Genomic DNA, 18844 nt, shown 5'->3' on the forward strand with positions numbered 1-18844 from the left:
TGACGCAGAGCGAAAAAAAGCATCCGGGCTTCGGCCCGGATGCTTGCGCCATACAGTGATTTGCTTGGAGAAAGCGCTTAGTTCGGCTCGGTTTCCTCCTGCAAAGACGGCCTGTTCTTTCTGGTGAGAGAAGATGAGAAATATTGGTATCTGCTTTTGTTTTTGTGCTTCGCGGCGTACATGGCCATGTCGGCTTTTCTCATCAGCTCATCACCGTCTGTTCCATCGGCCGGAGAAACGGCGATTCCGATGCTTACCGATGTTTTGAGGCGGTGCTCTTTAATGTGAAAAGGCGTTTCAAACTGACTGATCAATTGCCTGGTCAGCTGATCTGTCCCTTGTAAAGGGGCGACAATGATAAATTCGTCACCGCCTAACCGGGCGATGAAGCCTTCATCAGGCACACAATGCGCCAAACGCTGTGCTGCCGCCACCAGCAGCAGATCACCGATGTCGTGGCCAAGGGCGTCATTAAACACTTTGAAACGGTTTAAATCCAAAAACAACACAGCCGTCCCCGACTTCTGCCGCTCCAGAACATTTGCGAGATGGTCGACTGCATACCGTCTGTTTGGCAAATCTGTCAACGCGTCATAGTGAGCCATCCTGTGGATTTTGCGTTCTGCTTCACGCTGGTTTGTCATATCTTTGCAAATGACATAAATGCTGTCGAGCTGCTTTCTGACGTACACCGGTATCAGCGTCACATTTACATCAAAACGTTTTTCAGCTATTTCGATTTCCGTATCGCGGTTAAGGGCCTGTTTTTCATTTTGGACTTGAAGAAACCAGCTGAGCAGTCTGTCATGATCCTCCCCTCGAAAAAACGAAGACAGACGCTCAGGCTCAACTCCCATTTTTTCAAGAAGGCTGTATCCCGATGAATTGGCGGAAAGCATCTTACCTTTAAGCGAAAACACGTAGATCGGATCAATGTTGTGGTTGATTAAGGACTGGAACCGTTCCTCATTATCTTTTATTTTCTCGATATGAAACAGCAAACGCTTGTCAGTGAAAGCGCCGAAAATCAAGAAGCATTGAAGCATCAGGCTGACAAGCACGATCATAATGCCCAGTTCAATTGTATCGATTCCTTCGCGGCCTGTATAACGGCCGTCAGTCATGAAAAGCGTAGCTGCTGCCATTCCTGTATAGTGCATGCCGGAAATGGCGCCGCCCATTAAAAGCGCGCTTCCGATTTTAATGAACAAGATCCGAAAGGAGCCGGTTTTTTTGGCGAATACAACTGACAGTTTTAAGGCAGCGAAGGAGGCGAAAATGGCGATTGCAAAAGAGGCGGCATAAAGAACGGGATGATAGACGATTGTCATATTCTCCATCGCCTCCATCCCGATAAAATGCATGGAGGCGATCGCGCTTCCCATTGCAAGGGAGCCCGCCGCCAGTCTCGCATTCGTCGGTTTTTTTCCATTCACAACATAAAATGAAATGAGCGAGCCTGCGAAAGCGGCAACAATCGAAAGCAAGACGAATCTCAAATCGTATTTCATTTCTTCGGCTGTCTGAAATGACACCATCCCGATAAAGTGCATAGACCAGATACCAAGCCCCATCGTGAGGGATCCGGCCAAAAGCCATCCTATATTTTTCCTGCCCTTTGTATGGACGACCCGTTCCGATAAATCAAGGGCTGTGTATGCTGCCAAAACCGCAGTGATATAGGATAAAAGAACGAACCATCCATTATATTCACCAAAAACTTCTGTCACTTTCTTCTCCGCCTTTTTGTACTATGATGAAAAATCTGAATTTCTATACTGTATTGTGAAAGGCCAGACTGCCGTACTCTTAACCGTTGACATAAAAAAGCGGCAATAGCGCTACTTCCGGTATAATTCGTGAATTATACTATATATAATGAAATTCGCCAATAAAAAATGATATCCTTCTGCTCTTTCTAATGAGGACTTCCCATTTTGCTCTTCAATTTTCCTGAATTGTGTTAAAATCGTTTTTGTACGTTCTTTGGAACTTGAAATTATCAATCGTCAAAGGTTGTGATCGATATCGAAGAGTTTATTTTATCATTGGCAGAGGCGTTTAAAAGCCTCTCGTATTTAGGGGTTTTTCTGGCGCTGTGCATCGAATTCGTGCCGGCTGAAATCGTTCTGCCGCTTGCCGGCTACTGGGTGTATCAAGGCGATATGTTGCTGATCGGGGTCGTTGCGGCAGGTTCACTGGGCGGTGTCGCAGGTCCGCTGACGCTTTACTGGCTCGGGAGGTACGGGGGGCGGCCGTTTTTGGAGCGCTACGGCAAATACTTCTTCATTAAGCCTGAAGCGCTCGAAAAATCGGACAGGTTTTTTGAAAAGCACGGGGGGTTTGTCGCGTTTAGCGGCCGGTTTATACCAGGCATCAGAACGCTGATTTCCATTCCGTGCGGACTCGCTAAAATGAATGTGTGGGTGTTTTGTATGTATACATTCCTTGCGATCACACCGATTACGTTCGTCTATGTCTATTTAGGCTTTTACCTCGGCGAAAACTGGAGTAAGGTCGGCAGCCTATTGGACGGATACCTTCTTCCGGTCGGCATCGGATTCATCGTGTTGTTCGTTCTTTACCTTTGGGTGAAAGGCCGGCGGAACAAAGTCAAATCACAAAGCGTTTCAACTTTTTTAAATAAAAATAAGGATTGACAGCCGGGCGCATATGAGGTTAATATTATCTTATAATTCAATATTTTCTTTTATCCCAAAGGGGAGTAGCGTCCGGATGTTAAACCGGAAACAAAGTCGTCAGTTCATGGATGTTCATCCATCGGCTTTGTTGGCATGATTTAATCAATGATAACCATGTCTAGCAAGACCTTTGCCTAATGTTGGCAGAGGTCTTTTTTGTTTTCTGAAAATACCCTGCTGCATTAGCGGGAATAAGAGAAAGAGACAATCACTTAGGAGGAATTATAAAATGGACGCAGCATTATTACTTGAATATGGTTGGGTTCTTCTCATCCTAGTCGGGCTGGAAGGTATTTTGGCCGCGGACAATGCCCTTGTCATGGCGGTCATGGTTAAACACTTGCCTGAAAAAGACAGAAAAAAAGCGCTCTTCTACGGGTTGGCCGGCGCGTTTGTGATGAGGTTCGGCGCTTTGTTTGCGATCTCTTTCCTTGTCAACGTCTGGCAGGTGCAGGCGATCGGCGCCGTCTATCTGCTTTACATCTCCATTCACCATATTTTGAAAACCCATGTTTTCAAAAAGGACGAAAAGGTGAAAGAGTCGAAGCAAAGCGGTTTTTGGCCGACGGTTATCAAAGTTGAACTGGCGGACATCGCGTTTGCCGTCGACTCGATTTTGGCGGCGGTTGCCCTGGCTGTCACACTTCCGGCAACGAACCTGCCGCAAATCGGCGGACTTGACGGCGGACAGTTCATGGTGATTTTAGCCGGCGGGATCATCGGACTGATTATTATGCGTTTTGCTGCAAGTCAATTTGTGAACTTGTTAAAGAAACGTCCGAGCCTGGAAACAGCTGCTTTTCTGATTGTCGGCTGGGTTGGTGTGAAACTGACGCTCTATACGCTCGCACACCCGCAAATCAACATCGTCTCTGAACATTTTATTCATTCAGGTACTTGGAAGTTCATCTTCTGGGCGGTGCTGATCGCCATTGCGCTCGGGGGATGGTTTATGACAAATCCGAACAAACACGAGAATAAAGCTGCAGAGGAATAAACAGCTTTCGCCAGACTGCCGGTCTTTCACCGGCGGTCTTTTTTGTTTGCCCGCACTAGGAAGCGCGGGGATGATTGCTCTAGTCCAACCGAAATAAGATTTCATTTTATTAACAGGCGTGTTACAAAAACGGCGGGAAAACCCCCTTAATCGTCAAACAGATCACGAATTGTTCTAGGAGATCAAACAAATCATTGTCACAATTGAAAAATTAGAAATGAATACCGTGTTTTCTCCTTTGCGAATCCCTATCAAATTAGCTATCATTAATGAGTAGTATAGGGAGGAACTGAGGTGAAACCAGTGCTTAGCCTTTTGTTTAAGACAGGAAAAAAGAAACAATCATTAGAAGAGTCTGTAATAAGCATACAAAAAGGAAATCAGCAGTTGCAAAACGAGCTTATCCATCAGTATAAGCCTTTTGTGGCTAAAACGGTTTCATCCGTGTGCAAACGATATATAGATGAAAAAGATGATGAATTCAGCATCGGCTTGATTGCATTCAATGAAGCCATTGAAAAATATTCTTCAGATAAAGGAAATTCTCTGCTTGCATTTGCAGAGCTGATCATTAAGCGCAAAGTCATTGATTATATCAGAAAAGAAGCGAGAAATGCCCAGAATATCAATATGGACATGCAAGAAGGAGAAGAGCAGGAATCCTCTCAAAGCATGATTGAAGCGGAGCTTTCCATTCATGAATTCAACCGCATGCTCGAACAGGAGCAAAGGCGGGAGGAGATTTTCCATTTTAAAGAAAGGCTTAAAAGTTTTGGCCTGTCTTTTTCCGATTTGCTGGAGCATTCCCCGAAACATACGGATGCAAGGCAAAACGCCATCAAAGTGGCATATACGCTAGTCGAACATGAAGAATTAAAAAAGATCTTGTTTGAAAAAAAGCAGCTTCCCGTCAAACAGCTTGAAAAGCTGGTGGCTGTCAGCAGAAAAACTGTAGAGAGAAACCGCAAATATATCATTGCTATGGCGATCATTATAACGGGCGATTATGTTTACCTTAAAGATTATCTAAAAGGGGTGCTCAATTCATGAGAAGAGGAATTATTGTAGAAAAAAATAAAAAATTCGTCACATTGCTAACCCCTGACGGACAATTTTTAAAAGCAAAGAGCACAGAGGAAGATTATGAAATCGGTCAGGAAATTGCTTTTCCCGCGGAGACGAGAATGTCGAGGAAGCGTGCGGGCTTTTTTGATCTGCTTTCGCTCCGTCCGCTGAAAGCAGGCGTTTTTTCAATCGCGGCGATCATGCTGCTCGCTTTCATGATCATCCCTGGTGTGTTAAACAACAATAAAGCATACGCCTATATGACGATCGATATCAACCCAAGCTTTGAATTGACACTCAACAAAAACTGTGAAGTTATCGATTTGGTGCCGCTGAACGAGGATGGCAAGGACTTAATGAGCAGTATAGAAAATTGGGAAAAGTCTGACTTTAAAGAGGTGATCAGTGAAATTGTCGATGACAGCGATAAGAGCGGTTATGTCACCGAATCAAAAGAAGTGCTTATCGCCACCGTATATGAAAACAATGAAGATGACACATATAAGGCGACGGTAAAAAGCGAAATTGATCATGTCGCGAAAAAATACGAGCAGCAGAACTATAAGATGGAAGCGGTGGAATCAGACCTTGATACGCGTGCAAAAGCACAAAAAGAAGGCATCTCAACAGGCCGTTATATCCGTTCCCATAAAGATGAATTAGAAGACAAAAACAAAGATGATGACAATGAAGATCACAAAGATGATCAAAATCAGGAAGAAGATACAGGAGAAAAAGAGAAAGCTGTGAAAGAAGAAGATCAGCCGGAACAACATACGGATGATGAAGAAGCAGATACGGAAGATCATCCTGACGGCGAAAAACCTTCAGATCAAGATCAGTCTCAATCTGATCAAGAAATGGAAAAAGAAAAGGAGTCAAAATCCCCTAATACCGAAAACCCTCAAGAACATATCCATAATGACAAAGACGGTCAGCAGTCGGAGGAAGGAACGCAGAAAAGCGGTTCCGGCACAAATCAAGAGAGCCCTAAAACTCCTTACCAAAAGGAGAAAAAACCTTCTGACCAAACAAATCAACAAGAATATCCGCCGAGCGGGCCCGGCGAATAAACCATAGGGTATTTATTTGTCAGTATGCCCATTCATTTGAGCTTGTGCCTGCTGTACAAGTCGTTTTGTCATTTCCCCGCCTACAGACCCGTTTGAGCGAGCGACCGAGTCCGAGCCGAGCTGGACGCCGAACTCCTGGGCGATTTCATATTTGAACTGGTCTAAAACCTGCTCCGCCCCGGGAACGACGAGTTTATTCGTTCTTGCCATGATTCTCAACTCCTTTTTCAATTGGTACTGCTTGTTTAGTTTGAAATAGACTGAGGCTTTTTATGCTGGCAATTGTTGAAGGTGCAAAAAAACGCCTGGCGATTGGCAGCCAGGCGCGCCGGTCAGCGGCGATTACTTCATATCATATTTTAAGAAGACGCTGTCAATCATGGAATGGGCGGTCGCCTGTATGTGCGAAGCGATGACGGATAGCACCGTGACAGCGGTGATATCTCTCGCTTTGTTCCATTCGGGATCGGCCAGATCTTGATAAAAACCGCGGAGCTGTCCAGTCTGCTCGATGACGATTTTTTCAAGCGCCGATTCATTCAGCGTATAGTCTTTGATCCGGTACACATAATCGAGAACCCGCGCATACCCTTCATAAAAGCGCAGCGGACTCACCACATCATCTGAGCGGTCTGTAATCGTATTAAAAACCGTTGTTAAGATCGGCCGGATCGTTTCGAAGTCATAAACCGATTTTAAGTCTCGTACAATGAGAAGGATGACGGCTTGGTCGATGGAATATTTTTTGCCGAGTTCCGGATGTCCCATCAAATCTTTTATATCGCGTTTGATCCAGTTTTGGATGGCTGTCGATTTTAAGGATGTCAGTTCGCACAAATTTCCAAGTTCAACAATTTCATTTGTGGAAAGCCCGTGTTCCGTTTTTGGTTTTTTTCGTTCGTACCGGACAATGAATTCGGGGATGTCCAAATTGTCTTCCGGCTCATCGGGCGCCAAATCGGCCGATCTCAAAAGAATCGCAAGCGGACTGACATCCAGTTGCCCTTTTAAAGCGTACATCAGTTTGGCCATTTCCAGGCGAGTCAGTTTAAAAGGTTTCATCATTCCACCTCATTATGTATTAAAATGAAATAGCAAACAATATAAACATTATCTTACGGCTTATCACTTGCATTTTCAATTCTATGCCGTATAATTTTATTATACAAGTTCATTTGATCTTATTATAACATGGAGGTAATCATGGGAAAAAGAATCTTTCTCTTTCTTTTATCGAACATTTTAGTCATCACGACGATCGGTATCGTGCTGTCCATTATCGGTTCGCTGACAGGCGTAGGCACATATTTCACGGCTGACGGCGGCATCCATATCGGAGCGCTTCTCGTATTCAGTGCTGTTGTCGGCTTTGTCGGCTCCTTTATGTCGCTTTTGATGTCAAGATGGATGGCGAAAATGGCGATGGGCGTTCAGGTGCTGAATCCTGATAAGCAAACGCTCAGCTACGAAGAGCAGCAGCTCGTTGACCGGGTATATAAGCTGTCCCGCGCTGCCGGACTGACAAAGATGCCTGAAGTCGGGATCTACAATTCACGCGAAGTGAATGCCTTTGCGACCGGGCCGTCCAAAAATCGCTCGCTTGTCGCTGTATCGACGGGGCTTCTTCAGGAAATGGATGACGACGCAGTGGAAGGCGTGCTTGCTCACGAAGTGGCGCATATCGCAAACGGCGATATGGTGACGATGACGCTCCTTCAGGGAATCGTCAACACGTTTGTTGTTTTCTTCGCCCGGATTGCGGCATGGGCTGTTTCACGCGTTGTCCGTGAAGAGCTGGCGCCGATCGTTCACTTTATCGCGGTCATCGTCTTCCAAATTGTGTTTTCCATTCTCGGAAGCCTTGTCGTGTTTGCGTACTCCCGCCACCGCGAATATCATGCGGATAGAGGAGGAGCAGACCTTGCAGGCAAGGATAAGATGATTCACGCGCTCCGCTCCCTTGAGCAGTACACTTCAAGAGTCAAAGAAGAGCAGGCATCTGTTGCAACTTTGAAAATCAACGGGAAAAAGCACACATCGCTTTTCTCAACACACCCTGATTTAAGCGACAGAATCCGTCGTCTGGAAGCAAAATAATCAATATGCAAACCCCCTTTTTCAAGGGGGTTTGCTTTTTAAATTTAAAAATCGAAAATCGGCTGTACATAAGAGCATGTTTCCTTTAAAATGGAACACGTTATACACAAGAAGCGCAACTTTTGAATATTGAAAAGAAGGAACGATTATGAAGGTTTTATTGAGAAAACTACTGCGCGTGCTGTCTCCTGTACAGCTGATCGCGCTCTATTATTTTTTGGCGGTGACGGTTTCCGTTATATTATTGAGTCTGCCCGTTGCGCACAAGAATGATGTGGAATGGTCATTTATCGATGCCCTTTTTACTGCGGTGAGCGCAGTGAGCGTAACCGGTTTAACGGTTGTTGATACAGCTGATACATTCAGCACGGCCGGAATTTGGATTTTGGCGTTTGTTCTGCAGTTTGGCGGGATCGGTGTGATGGCGCTCGGAACATTCGTCTGGCTGATTTTCGGCAAGCGGATCGGCTTGAAAGAGCGCCGGCTGATTATGACCGATCAAAATCAATCCAACTTATCGGGCCTCGTCAAGCTGATGAAGCACGTGCTCGGCTTAATCCTGCTGATCGAGCTGTTTGGCGGGCTGATTCTCGGCACATACTTTTTAAAGTATTTTGACACACCGGGGGAAGCCTTTATACACGGATTTTTTACGAGTATCAGCGCAACGACCAATGCCGGTTTTGATATTACCGGCAACTCGCTGATTCCGTTTCAGCACGATTATTTTGTCCAGTTTATCGTCATCATGCTGTTGATTTTGGGAGCGATCGGCTTCCCGGTGCTGATTGAGGTAAAGGATTTTCTGCTCAGCAAAGAGCGCAAATTCACTTTCAGCCTGTTTACCAAATTGACATCAGTCACTTTTTTCCTTTTAGTGATAGGAGGCGCGATCGGCATATTCGCTACGGAAGCACGCTTTGCCTTTTCAGGAAAATCGTGGCACGAAGTCATATTCTATTCGCTGTTCCAGTCGACGACAACCAGGAGCGGCGGACTCGCGACGATCGATATCAGCCAATTCACGCATACGACCATCTTGTTTATGTGCATGCTCATGTTCATCGGCGCTTCGCCAAGCTCTGTCGGAGGGGGCATCCGGACAACGACCTTTGCCTTAAACTTGTTGGCGCTCTATCACTTCGCGCGGGGAAATAAATCGGTGAAGATTTTCAAACGTGAACTGCACCAGGCGGATTTAATGAAGTCATTGATTGTGACGCTGATGGCGGTCATTCTCGTTTTCGGCTCGACACTCATTTTGACAATGACGGAAAAACATTCTTTGCTTGAACTGCTGTTTGAAGTGTGTTCCGCTTTCGGTACGACCGGCTTGTCGATGGGCATCACTTCAGATCTGAGCACGATTGGCAAAAGTGTCATCATCCTTCTGATGTTCATCGGCCGAATCGGTATTGTCACCCTGCTCTATTTGTTCGGCAGAAAAGAAATCGAAGCGAATTACCATTATCCAAAGGAAAGAATTATCATCGGATAAGAAAGACAGTTTAGTTAAACTGTCTTTTTTTATGATCATAAAGTCGGTCGCTGTATTTATTTGTATGATATAATGCTTAAATGGCGGACTTGAAAAAAAGGGGGAAGCAACGATGAAAAAGAGAGTCATCCATTTGTTTATAGCCGCCGGATTTCTATTGCTCGCCGGAGCCTGTTCTAACGAGCCGACAGCAAAAGAAAGCATGGATCAATATGTAGACAAATGGAACGAGCAAAAATTTGAAGAAATGTATGAACAGCTGTCGGCTGAAGCGCAAAAATCGATTTCAAAAGACGATTTCATCAAGCGCAATCAATCCATTTATGAACAGATCGGAGTTTCCGATTTGAAGGTTTCAGCCGTCGATAACGATGAAGATGATAAAAATAAAGAGAAAAAAGATGCAGTGACAATACCGTATAAAGTCAGCATGAATACATTGGCCGGCCCCGTTTCCTTTGAAGGGAAGGCAAAGCTTGTCAAAGAAAAAAACGACGGTGACACATCATGGAAAGTCAACTGGAACCCATCCTTTATTTTTTCACAGTTGAAGGAAGGGGAGACCATCCGGATTACCGCCAAAGAACCAGCGAGAGGCATCATTTATGACAGAAACGGAAAGAAACTCGCTACGAATGCGACAGTGCCTGAAATCGGCGTCGTTCCGGGGCAGCTCGGAGATGATAAAGACGGTGTCATCAAAAAGCTAGCGAACATGCTTGACATGGAAAAAGAAGACATCGAAAAACAGCTGTCCGCAAGCTGGGTGACGGACGAATCATTCGTTCCCCTGAAAAAAGTGAAGCCTGGCAGCACAGAGCTTCTCAAAAAAGCGACCTCTCTTCCCGGGGTTTTGAAACAAGATACGCAATCAAGATACTATCCTTACGGTGAAAAAGCCGCACATCTTACCGGTTACATACGGCCGATTACCGAAGAGGAATTAAAGCAGAATAAAGAAGGCTACAGCGAGCATTCGCTGCTCGGAATCGTCGGTCTCGAACATATTTATGAAAAAGAGCTCAGAGGAGAAATCGGCTGGACGATTTCGATTCCTGAATCAGGCGCGACGGTTGCCTCAAAGGATGCAAAAGACGGAAAAGACATCCACACCACGATCGACATGAACAAACAGGAAGAACTGTACAACCAGTTAAAAGATGACTCCGGCGCTGCCGTTGCGTTAGAGCCGCAGACTGGAGAAACGTTGGCGCTTGTCAGCGCGCCTTCATACGATCCGAACGGGTTTTTGTTCGGCTGGAAAAAAGGAGAATGGGAAAAACTCAACAAAGATGCGTCTGCGCCATTCACCTCTAAATTTAATAAAACCTATGCTCCGGGTTCAACGATCAAACCGATCACGGCTTCAATCGGTCTGAAAAATGACGCGATCAAAGCGGATGAACCGAAGAAGATCGAAGGGAAGGAATGGCAGAAAGATTCGTCATGGGGCGGATATAAAGTCACACGGGTTTCCGAGCGATTAAGCGATGTCAACCTGGAAAACGCGCTGATCACCTCCGACAACATTTATTTCGCACAGACCGCCCTTGACACAGGTAAGGATCAATTTGTCGAAGGCCTGAAATCATTCGGCTTTGAGGAAAAGCTTGATTATGAATTCCCGACGAAGTCTTCCTCCATATCAAACGAAGGAATCGACTCGGATATTCTCCTTGCCGATTCAGGATACGGACAGGGGCAAATGCTGATGTCGCCGATACACCTTGCGGCAAGCTATACGCCTTTCTTGAACGACGGTAATCTGATCAAGCCGCACCTGATCAAAAAGGACGGCGAAGAGAAAGAAATATGGCATAAAAACGTACTGCCCACAGGCGGAGCAGAAGCGATTACAAAAGGGTTGAAAGGCGTTGTAGAAGACCCGCGCGGCTCGGCTTACAAGCCGGTTGTCAAAGGGCTCACGATCGCAGGGAAAACGGGAACAGCCGAGCTGAAAACGAAAAAAGACGAAAAAGGTAAAGAAAACGGCTGGTTCACCGCCTATGATTACAAGAACAAAAACCTTTTAATCACGATGATGATCGAGGATGTGTCAGACCGCGGCGGCAGCTCATATGTCGTCAATAAAGTGAAAAAAGTGTTTAAATAAGCGCCCTTCAGGGTGCTTATTTTTTTGCCGAAAACTGGATGTGTGGAATGTACGGAAACGGAAAGGATATGGATGAAACGACAAAAGAAAGGAATGTCATCATGAAAAGAAAAGTTGCCAGAAATGAAGCGGCTCTTAACAATAAAACGCCTGCTGAAAGCATGCATGACCATCAATACATGACCCAATATGATGCCGAAAACGGAGACAGGGGCGCCAACCGCAACTCGAAACACGGGAAGCAGGGAGAGTCGAACCAATGAAAAAACATCAAAAAAGCAAGGATATGCAAAACCATAAAAAACCGATGAATCCGGATGTGCTTCAAGAGGAATTTTCAAACGAACTGGGCGATGTCAACGCCTTTAAATTTATTGATGTGATCGAGAACAATAAAAAGAAGAACAAAAAGGCGGACGGACAGAAGCGGGATAAAGATTGAAACTGCGGATCAAACGAGAAAGGTGCAAATCGGAAACGATTTGCACCTTTAATTATTTTAAATAAGGGTTATATCCGTTGTCTTTTTTCAACATCCTCATTAAATTCGTCATTTTCAATTCGATGAATGGCTGGGCGACCGTTTTGACAAATCCGCTTGATAAGCAGAAGGTTAAAATCGCCGTGGCGATGATTAATAGCGTCAGACTTTGATAATCGGCAAGCCATTCTTCCGCACCCGTTTTTCTGAACGACTTGATGATAAAGCCGTGCAGCAGATAGACATAAAATGTGCGCGTTCCCCACAGGGTAAAGAAATACCGCCTTTCAGGCACAAGCGCCATGAACGCGAAGGTTGAGGCGAACGTGATGACGAGGAGCGCCACTCGGTTTAACCCGCTTTTTATCCCGACATCGCCGAATTCCGAATAGGGTTTGGATCCGAACAGCCAGGAGTAATCGAAGTCTACAAAAAAGTAAAAAACGAACGTTGCTGCTAAAACAGCTAGAGCGGCCTGCTTGCCTTTCCAGCCTCTCAGCATTTTAAAATGGTCTTTTTGCAAATAATAGCCCGCCAAAAAGACCGGGAAGAAAACAAACGTGCGGGACAGGCTGAGCGTGTTGCTGATCAGGTCGATATATCCGACAAGAACGGCGATCGCAAAGCTTGCGGCAAACGCCCATTTCGGCGGCAGTTTTGTGAATGGAAACAACAGGAGATTCCAAAAGAACAAGCTCAGCAAAAACCAAAGCGACCATTGCGGTTCAATCGGATTTGCGGCAGTTAAGCTTTGATCATCGATAAAGGAATAAAACAGCGTATAGATTCCCTGGAAAATCAAATAAGGAACAATCAGCTTCCAGGCGATTTTTTTGACATATCCGGGGCGGTTGAATCCTTTTGCAAAATAGCCTGATATGAGAATAAAAGCAGGCATGTGAAACGTGTAAATAAATTTATAAATATGAAGCAGTGCATCATTATCATGAATATAGGACCTGATTATATGTCCGAATACGACGAGAAAAATTAATAGGAATTTTGCATTGTCGAAATAGCTGTCGCGCGAAGTCGCCATAACATCACCCTTTCACAAACATGTTCAGGAGGCGCCGGTGCGGGAAGCGTTCGAATCCCGGAATATTCTTTCCGGAATACGTCTTCCACCAGTCTTGCCTCATTTTAAAATTTTAAAATAGAAAGCATGTGTTTTCCTATGCATTAAGTCTTATTGTTAGGCCGCTGTAATTGAACAGTAAGGAACTTTTATATCGTCATCTTCCTGTAAAATAGGCGGAAAGGTTGTAAAAGTTCGAAACAAATGAAGGAAGATTTTCCGGTTTGTAGAATAATTGGAGGACAGGTTTTCAAGAAGGAGTGTAATAAATGGAGGAAACTCTTGATTTGAATGAATCCTTAAATCTGCAAAACCAGCTGAACAGACTGAAGAAAGAAAACGCCAAGCTGAAAGCGGATTTGTATCAGTATGAACTGCTGTTTAACGGGACGCTGGACGCTATTTTTATATTGGATAAACAGATGAACATCATCCAGGCGAATGATGCTGCCTGCAAGATTCTCCAAAGCCAAAAAAAGAATTTGCTGAACCGGTCGGCGCTCGATTTTCTGCACGCCGTTCCGCCGGATGAACTAAATCAGAACATCCACCGCTTTTTGGAGCGGGGATATGCGAAAAAGGAAGTGGCCATCAGGCTTGACAACGGATCTGTCAAATATATCGAGTTTACTGCAAGCAAAGGAATCGGTGAGGACTGCTTTTTTGTCGTCATGAGAGACATTTCGTCGAAAAAAATATTGGAGCGGGAGCGCACCATTAATGAAAAGCTGTTTAAAGATTTGTTTCACCGCGCGGTTGAAGGAATCGTCATCTTTGATAAACAAGGCTGTTTCATCGATGCGAACCATTCGTTTTGCCAGAGTTTCGAAATTGAAAAAACAGAGCTTTCAAAACTGAAGCTGTCTCAATTCGTATCCCCTGAAAACAAGGGGCGGCTCGATAAAATCTGGAACGCTCTTTTCAGAAGAGGGAAAGCAAAAGGGGAACTTCCTGTCCGGCTCAGATCAGGAGAAGACCGGCTGTTTGAGCTGACGATAACCTCGAATATTTTAAACGGCTTTTATATGTCGATTATGAGGGATATTACCGAGAAGCGCTCAATGGAAAAACAGCTGTTTAAAAGCGAAGAACGCTTTAGGGAAGTCTTTGAAAATGCGATGGATGCCATCATCCTGATGAATAACGAAGGCCGCATCGTCAAAGCGAACCAGTCGGCCTGCAAAATCTTCGAACTGCCGATGGGTCAGCTTCTCAACAAGAAGATGACCGATTTTATTGACCAAACCAATCAGCGGTATCATGCTATCCAAAAGCAGTACGATCAAAAAGGGGAAATCCGGGCGGAACTGCTGTTTCGTATGGCAAACGGACAATATAAAGAGCTTGAGTTCACATCAAAACGGATCATGTTCGACAGCCAGGACTTAACCATTTTGAGGAATGTCAGCGACAGAAAACGAATGGAAAAAGAATTGCGGGAAAGCGAATTGAAGTTCAGAAAAGTATTCAACGGATCAATGGACGGAATCGTTCTTTTCAACAACCAGTACGACATTATCGATGCGAACCCCCTTGCCGGAAAAATTCTCAGCACCCCTCTTGAACAGCTGAAAACGTCCAATCTTCTTGATGTCATCTCCGGCTATCATATAGAAAACGCTGCTTCTCCCGCTAAAACGATTTCCTTTGAAGAAATGGATAATGATATTCCATTCCTGCTGAGCGACCAAAAACGGATTCTTGAATTTTCATTTAAGCGAAACATCATTCAAAACATGAACTTGGCGATGCTCAGAGACGTGACGGAACGAAAAGAGCTTGAAGAACGGCTCCGCAAGTCTGATACCCTTCATGTCGTCGGAGAACTCGCAGCCGGAATTGCCCACGAAATCCGCAACCCGATGACGGCGTTAAAAGGATTTATCCAGCTGCTGAAAGGCAGCATCCAAAATGAGGATCACGCGCTTTACTTTAATGTCATCACATCAGAGCTCAAAAGGATTGAATCGATTATTACGGAATTTCTCATCCTTGCAAAACCGCAGGCGATTATGTATGAAGAAAAAAACATCGTCAAAATCATGCAGGACACAATGGATTTGCTGCACGCACAGGCAAACCTTGACAACGTTCAGATGCATCTGAAGTGCGAAGGCGGCATTCCGCTGATTTATTGCGAGCCGAATCAGCTGAAACAGGTATTTATCAACATTTTGAAAAATGCAATCGAAGTGATGCCTGACGGCGGCAATGTATATGTGTCGATCAAACCGAAAGGAGACGACCATATCATTATCTCGCTTGCTGACGAAGGAATCGGTATGACAGAAGACAAATTGAAGAGGCTCGGCGAACCTTTTTACACGACAAAAGAACGGGGCACTGGACTCGGGCTCATGGTCAGTTATAAAATTATTGAAGAGCATAATGGAAAAATTGAAGTTGAAAGTGAAGAAGGGAGAGGCACGACATTCCACCTGACTCTTCCGATCAGACAGCATCATGAGGAGGAGGCTTAATCGCATCGTGGGCTTTTATATTGAAATGACCTCGCCTTTTGGACAAGCTTACATTGTCGAGGAAAATAACCACATTACACATTTGCTATTTGAAAAAGATGAACTAAAACAGCTTCAACAAGACGGCCTGGAGCTTCGCCGGACCGAAACGGAATTGTTGAAGGATGCAAAGCTCCAGCTCGAAGAATATTTCAGGGGGGAACGGAAGACGTTCACCCTTCCTCTCCGCCAGGATGGAACCCCGTTTCAGAAAAAAGTGTGGGAGGCGCTGCAGTCGATCCCGTACGGTGAATCACGGAGCTATTTAGATATCGCGTGCGCCGTCGGGAATCCGAAAGCGGTTCGCGCAATCGGCCAGGCCAATAAAAGAAATGCGCTGCCGATTTTGGTCCCGTGCCACCGTGTCATCGGCAAAAATCGTTCTTTGACGGGGTACTCCGGAAATGAAACGGATAAAAAAGCGGCGCTGCTCGACATCGAAAATATTGCGTATAAGGGAAAATAATATACGAGCACGCCGTTTCTTTTTTTCGTCAGCGACATATAATTTTATTAAGTTAAAAATGTTGGTCTTGGTAAAAAAGGAGGACGAATAAGTGAAAACGAACCGCCCGAAAAAAATAGCAGGATACGCGGAATTGTTCGTCAAGCTGCACGTGTTGACCGAAGAGCAGAAGAAAGACATCATCAAATCGATTAAAATCCGCTAAAGCGGCCTCAAGTAAGGGCTTCAGCGGAAAACAGCGCTTCAATTTCTTCTTCAAACCTGTCTGTGATAATCCCTTTTTCCGTAATGATTCCAGAGATTAAATCGTGCGGCGTGATATCAAAAGCAGGGTTGAACACTGGCACCTCTTGCGGCGCTATTAGCGTTCCGTTTATCTGTCTGACTTCATCCGGATCGCGTTCTTCAATCGGAATGTCGCCGCCGCATGAAATCGAGACGTCAAAAGTTGACAGGGGAGCAGCGATGAAAAACGGGATTTGAAAGGCTTTGGCGAGGATTGCCAAGCCGTATGTTCCGATTTTATTGGCTGTATCTCCGTTTTTTGCGATCCTGTCCGCTCCGACAATGACGGCTGAAATGTTTTTTTCTTTCATCGTATGGGCGGCCATGCTGTCTGTAATCAGCGTCACGTCAATTCCCCCCTGCATAAGCTCCCACGCCGTCAGGCGCGCACCCTGCAGAACAGGTCTTGTTTCACAGGCATAAATATGAAGGTCGAGATCCTTTGTTTTGGCAAGATAAAACGGGGAAAGGGCTGTACCGTACCTGCTAGTCGCGATCGAGCCGGCGTTGCAGATGGTCATGATGCTGTCACCCGATTTGAACAAATGCAGTGCATTCTGTCCGATTTGCCGGCACGTTTCTTCGTCTTCAACCTGGATCTGAATGGCTTCATGGATCAGATTTGTTTTTGCTTCATTGACCGATTTTGCGTCCTCCGCACTTTTTACGAGCCGATTGAGAGCCCAGGATAAATTGACGGCTGTCGGCCTTGCCTGACTGAGTTCATCTTTGATTTTGCCGAGTTCCAGCAGAAACGCGGAAACGTCAGATGTATCGATGCTTTGGGCGCTAAGGGCGAGTCCAAATGCGGCTGTAATGCCGATGGCAGGCGCACCCCTCACTTTCAGCGTTTGGATCGCATCATAGACGTCTTCTTTTGTTGTGAGGTGCAGGTATTCCGTCTTTTCGGGAAGCTTTTGCTGGTTCAGGATTTTTACCGATGTTTCTTCCCATTCGACAGAGCGGGGCACCGCAAATTGTTCAGGCATGTCATTCACTCCTTAAGCGCGTTCCGAAACGCTTCAATCAAGTCTTTTGGCGTCCGGAAACCGCTGCGTTTTTCTATGAATGCTGCGCCTATTTTAAGGGCGAGCTTTTTTTGGCTGATTCTCCGGGAAAACGGAACGATTGTATCAAGGTCCGCCACATGGGCAAGGCCGATCGTCCTGCGGATCATTTCGCAGCCGGCAAAGCCTGCTGCGTCTTCAAACGCCTGTTTCAGGACTGATTCAAGGCGTCCTTTCTCATTTTTGCAAGCGTCAAGAGCATCGTTTTCCCATGCTTCGCTGAATGTCCGGCTGAACGTATGCCAGACGGTCTCGACATGGCGGTATAAAGGAGCCCGCCTGTTTTCTTCGCGGGAAAGCGCGTGTAGCAGCAGGTTGGCGATAAACTGTCCAATGTCAAACCCGATCGGGCCGAAAAACGCAAATTCAGGGTCGATGATTTTCGTTTCCGCTTCTTCACTGGCGAAAATGCTGCCTGTATGCAGGTCGCCGTGGATCAGCGTTTCCTCCGCAGACAAAAAGCGCTGTTTCAGTTTTGCCGCTTCAATTTTTAATGCTTCATTGCGCCAAAGATCTTCCGCTTCATCGCGAAGCTCTTCTTCGAAATCGTTCGTCTCATGGTCAAAGAAAGGGTCTGTGAACACAAGGCTTTCTGTAATATCGCACAGATCCGGATTCGTAAACTGCTTCACAAGCCGCCCTTTAACCGTTGGGTCAAGCGCATATTCAGACGAGTAAAAATGCGTTTTTCCTAGGAATTCTCCGATGTCTTCCGACAGGTGCGGATAATCCTTCCCGTCAATCAGTCCTTTTCTGGCGATTTCCAAGTGAGAAAGGTCTTCCAATACGGTGACGGCAAGCTCGGTGTCAGAATAGTACACGTTCGGGACAAGGTGCGGGACATGCTCTGCTTGGCGGATCAGCGCACTGCTTTCGATTCTCGCCCTGTCAAGCGACAGCGGCCAGCTTTCGCCGACGACTTTTGCATAAGGCACCGCCTGCTTGATGATCAGCCCTTTTTGCTGCTCTTTGTCATACACGCGGAAGACGAGATTCAAGTTTCCGTCCCCGATTTCCCGGCATGTCAAGGTGCTTTTGCTTGGAAAAAGCCCAAGGCGGACGGCCAGCGCGGCCGCTGAGCTTTCGGTCAAAGTTTCGTATGCTGCGGTTTTCGTTACGGTCATGTGTGATTCCCCCTAAATGTCGATAACAATAAAAAAGCCTCTTTCTCATCGAGAGAAAGAGGCTGATTTGTCGCGTTCGCCTCTCTTATCTCTCAGAATTCAAAGTCTGATGGAATTAGCACCGTGCCCTAGCGGCGCAAAATTTCGCGCCCCATTTCACAATGGTATTACGGTCGGTTGCTGTTGGGGTCATAAGGCCAGTCCTTCACCCAACTCTCGATAAGAGAAATCAATATAAAATTTTGAAATTTCAGTTCGGTCAGTTGCTGAAAATGTTAC

General features: G+C 45.6%; 18 protein-coding genes and 1 riboswitch. Of the genes, 12 read left to right on the forward strand and 6 right to left on the reverse strand.

Annotation, left to right across the window (positions count from 1 at the left end; genetic code table 11):
• Positions 1-77: 77 nt before the first annotated feature.
• Positions 78-1730: a diguanylate cyclase domain-containing protein gene (locus MST20_RS02715; protein WP_243939965.1), complete on the reverse strand. Its 1653-nt coding sequence runs from the start codon at positions 1728-1730 to the stop codon at positions 78-80.
• Positions 1731-2018: 288 nt separating this feature from the next.
• On the opposite strand from MST20_RS02715, the gene MST20_RS02720 reads away from it, so the two are divergent.
• The 4 genes from MST20_RS02720 to MST20_RS02735 all read left to right on the forward strand — a co-directional run bounded on the left by MST20_RS02720 (position 2019) and on the right by MST20_RS02735 (position 5837).
• A complete protein-coding gene (locus MST20_RS02720; protein ID WP_243939968.1) occupies positions 2019-2660 on the forward strand; it encodes a DedA family protein in 642 nt (213 codons plus the stop codon).
• Positions 2661-2931: 271 nt separating this feature from the next.
• Positions 2932-3699, forward strand: coding sequence for a TerC family protein (locus tag MST20_RS02725; RefSeq protein ID WP_020451122.1), 768 nt, complete (start codon positions 2932-2934; stop codon positions 3697-3699).
• Positions 3700-3993: 294 nt separating this feature from the next.
• Positions 3994-4749, forward strand: coding sequence for an RNA polymerase sigma factor SigI (sigI, locus tag MST20_RS02730; protein ID WP_080131348.1), 756 nt, complete (start codon positions 3994-3996; stop codon positions 4747-4749).
• Entirely contained in the window at positions 4746-5837 is a 1092-nt protein-coding gene (locus tag MST20_RS02735) for an anti-sigma factor domain-containing protein (protein ID WP_243939970.1), read from the forward strand. The genes sigI and MST20_RS02735 overlap by 4 nt, the downstream gene beginning before the upstream one ends.
• A 12-nt stretch (positions 5838-5849) precedes the next feature.
• On the opposite strand, the gene MST20_RS02740 is transcribed toward MST20_RS02735, so the two are convergent.
• Entirely contained in the window at positions 5850-6047 is a 198-nt protein-coding gene (locus MST20_RS02740) for an alpha/beta-type small acid-soluble spore protein (protein WP_020451125.1), read from the reverse strand.
• Between the two features lie 132 nt (positions 6048-6179).
• Positions 6180-6899: a DUF1836 domain-containing protein gene (locus tag MST20_RS02745; protein ID WP_080131351.1), complete on the reverse strand. Its 720-nt coding sequence runs from the start codon at positions 6897-6899 to the stop codon at positions 6180-6182.
• A 141-nt stretch (positions 6900-7040) separates the two neighbouring features.
• On the opposite strand from MST20_RS02745, the gene htpX reads away from it, so the two are divergent.
• The 5 genes from htpX (at position 7041) to MST20_RS02770 (ending at position 11987) form a co-directional block, all read left to right on the forward strand.
• Positions 7041-7934, forward strand: a complete 894-nt coding sequence (gene htpX / locus MST20_RS02750) for a protease HtpX (protein ID WP_243939972.1) — start codon at positions 7041-7043, stop codon at positions 7932-7934.
• A gap of 148 nt (positions 7935-8082) precedes the next feature.
• Positions 8083-9432 carry a TrkH family potassium uptake protein gene (locus MST20_RS02755; protein ID WP_145652510.1) on the forward strand — a complete coding sequence of 450 codons (1350 nt, stop codon included), beginning with the start codon at positions 8083-8085 and terminating at the stop codon, positions 9430-9432.
• Positions 9433-9544: 112 nt separating this feature from the next.
• Positions 9545-11545, forward strand: coding sequence for a penicillin-binding transpeptidase domain-containing protein (locus MST20_RS02760; RefSeq protein WP_243939974.1), 2001 nt, complete (start codon positions 9545-9547; stop codon positions 11543-11545).
• A 47-nt stretch (positions 11546-11592) separates the two neighbouring features.
• Positions 11593-11808: a hypothetical protein gene (locus MST20_RS02765; RefSeq protein WP_243939976.1), complete on the forward strand. Its 216-nt coding sequence runs from the start codon at positions 11593-11595 to the stop codon at positions 11806-11808.
• A complete protein-coding gene (locus MST20_RS02770; RefSeq protein WP_145652504.1) occupies positions 11805-11987 on the forward strand; it encodes a hypothetical protein in 183 nt (60 codons plus the stop codon). Before MST20_RS02765 ends, MST20_RS02770 begins: the two co-directional genes overlap by 4 nt.
• A gap of 52 nt (positions 11988-12039) precedes the next feature.
• Here the strand turns inward: MST20_RS02770 and MST20_RS02775 are convergent, their stop codons facing one another.
• Entirely contained in the window at positions 12040-13065 is a 1026-nt protein-coding gene (locus tag MST20_RS02775) for an acyltransferase family protein (RefSeq protein WP_243939978.1), read from the reverse strand.
• A gap of 308 nt (positions 13066-13373) precedes the next feature.
• Between MST20_RS02775 and MST20_RS02780 the strand changes: the two genes are divergently transcribed.
• The 3 genes from MST20_RS02780 (at position 13374) to MST20_RS02790 (ending at position 16294) form a co-directional block, all read left to right on the forward strand.
• Positions 13374-15584, forward strand: a complete 2211-nt coding sequence (locus tag MST20_RS02780; RefSeq protein WP_243939980.1) for a PAS domain-containing sensor histidine kinase — start codon at positions 13374-13376, stop codon at positions 15582-15584.
• A 7-nt stretch (positions 15585-15591) separates the two neighbouring features.
• Positions 15592-16089, forward strand: coding sequence for a methylated-DNA--[protein]-cysteine S-methyltransferase (locus MST20_RS02785; RefSeq protein WP_347880851.1), 498 nt, complete (start codon positions 15592-15594; stop codon positions 16087-16089).
• A 91-nt stretch (positions 16090-16180) separates the two neighbouring features.
• The gene (locus MST20_RS02790; RefSeq protein WP_003181063.1) at positions 16181-16294 is read left to right on the forward strand and encodes a hypothetical protein; all 114 of its coding nucleotides are present in this window, start codon (positions 16181-16183) and stop codon (positions 16292-16294) included.
• A 7-nt stretch (positions 16295-16301) separates the two neighbouring features.
• Here the strand turns inward: MST20_RS02790 and mtnA are convergent, their stop codons facing one another.
• A complete protein-coding gene (gene mtnA, locus MST20_RS02795; protein ID WP_243939982.1) occupies positions 16302-17363 on the reverse strand; it encodes an S-methyl-5-thioribose-1-phosphate isomerase in 1062 nt (353 codons plus the stop codon).
• 5 nt (positions 17364-17368) lie between these two features.
• Complete coding sequence (mtnK, locus tag MST20_RS02800; RefSeq protein ID WP_243939984.1) at positions 17369-18565, reverse strand: S-methyl-5-thioribose kinase; 1197 nt, start codon at positions 18563-18565, stop codon at positions 17369-17371.
• Positions 18566-18647: 82 nt separating this feature from the next.
• Positions 18648-18791, reverse strand: a riboswitch (SAM riboswitch).
• Positions 18792-18844: the final 53 nt, after the last annotated feature.

Source organism: Bacillus sp. B19-2 (assembly GCF_022832475.1).
GTDB classification, from domain to species: Bacteria; Bacillota; Bacilli; order Bacillales; family Bacillaceae; genus Bacillus; species Bacillus paralicheniformis.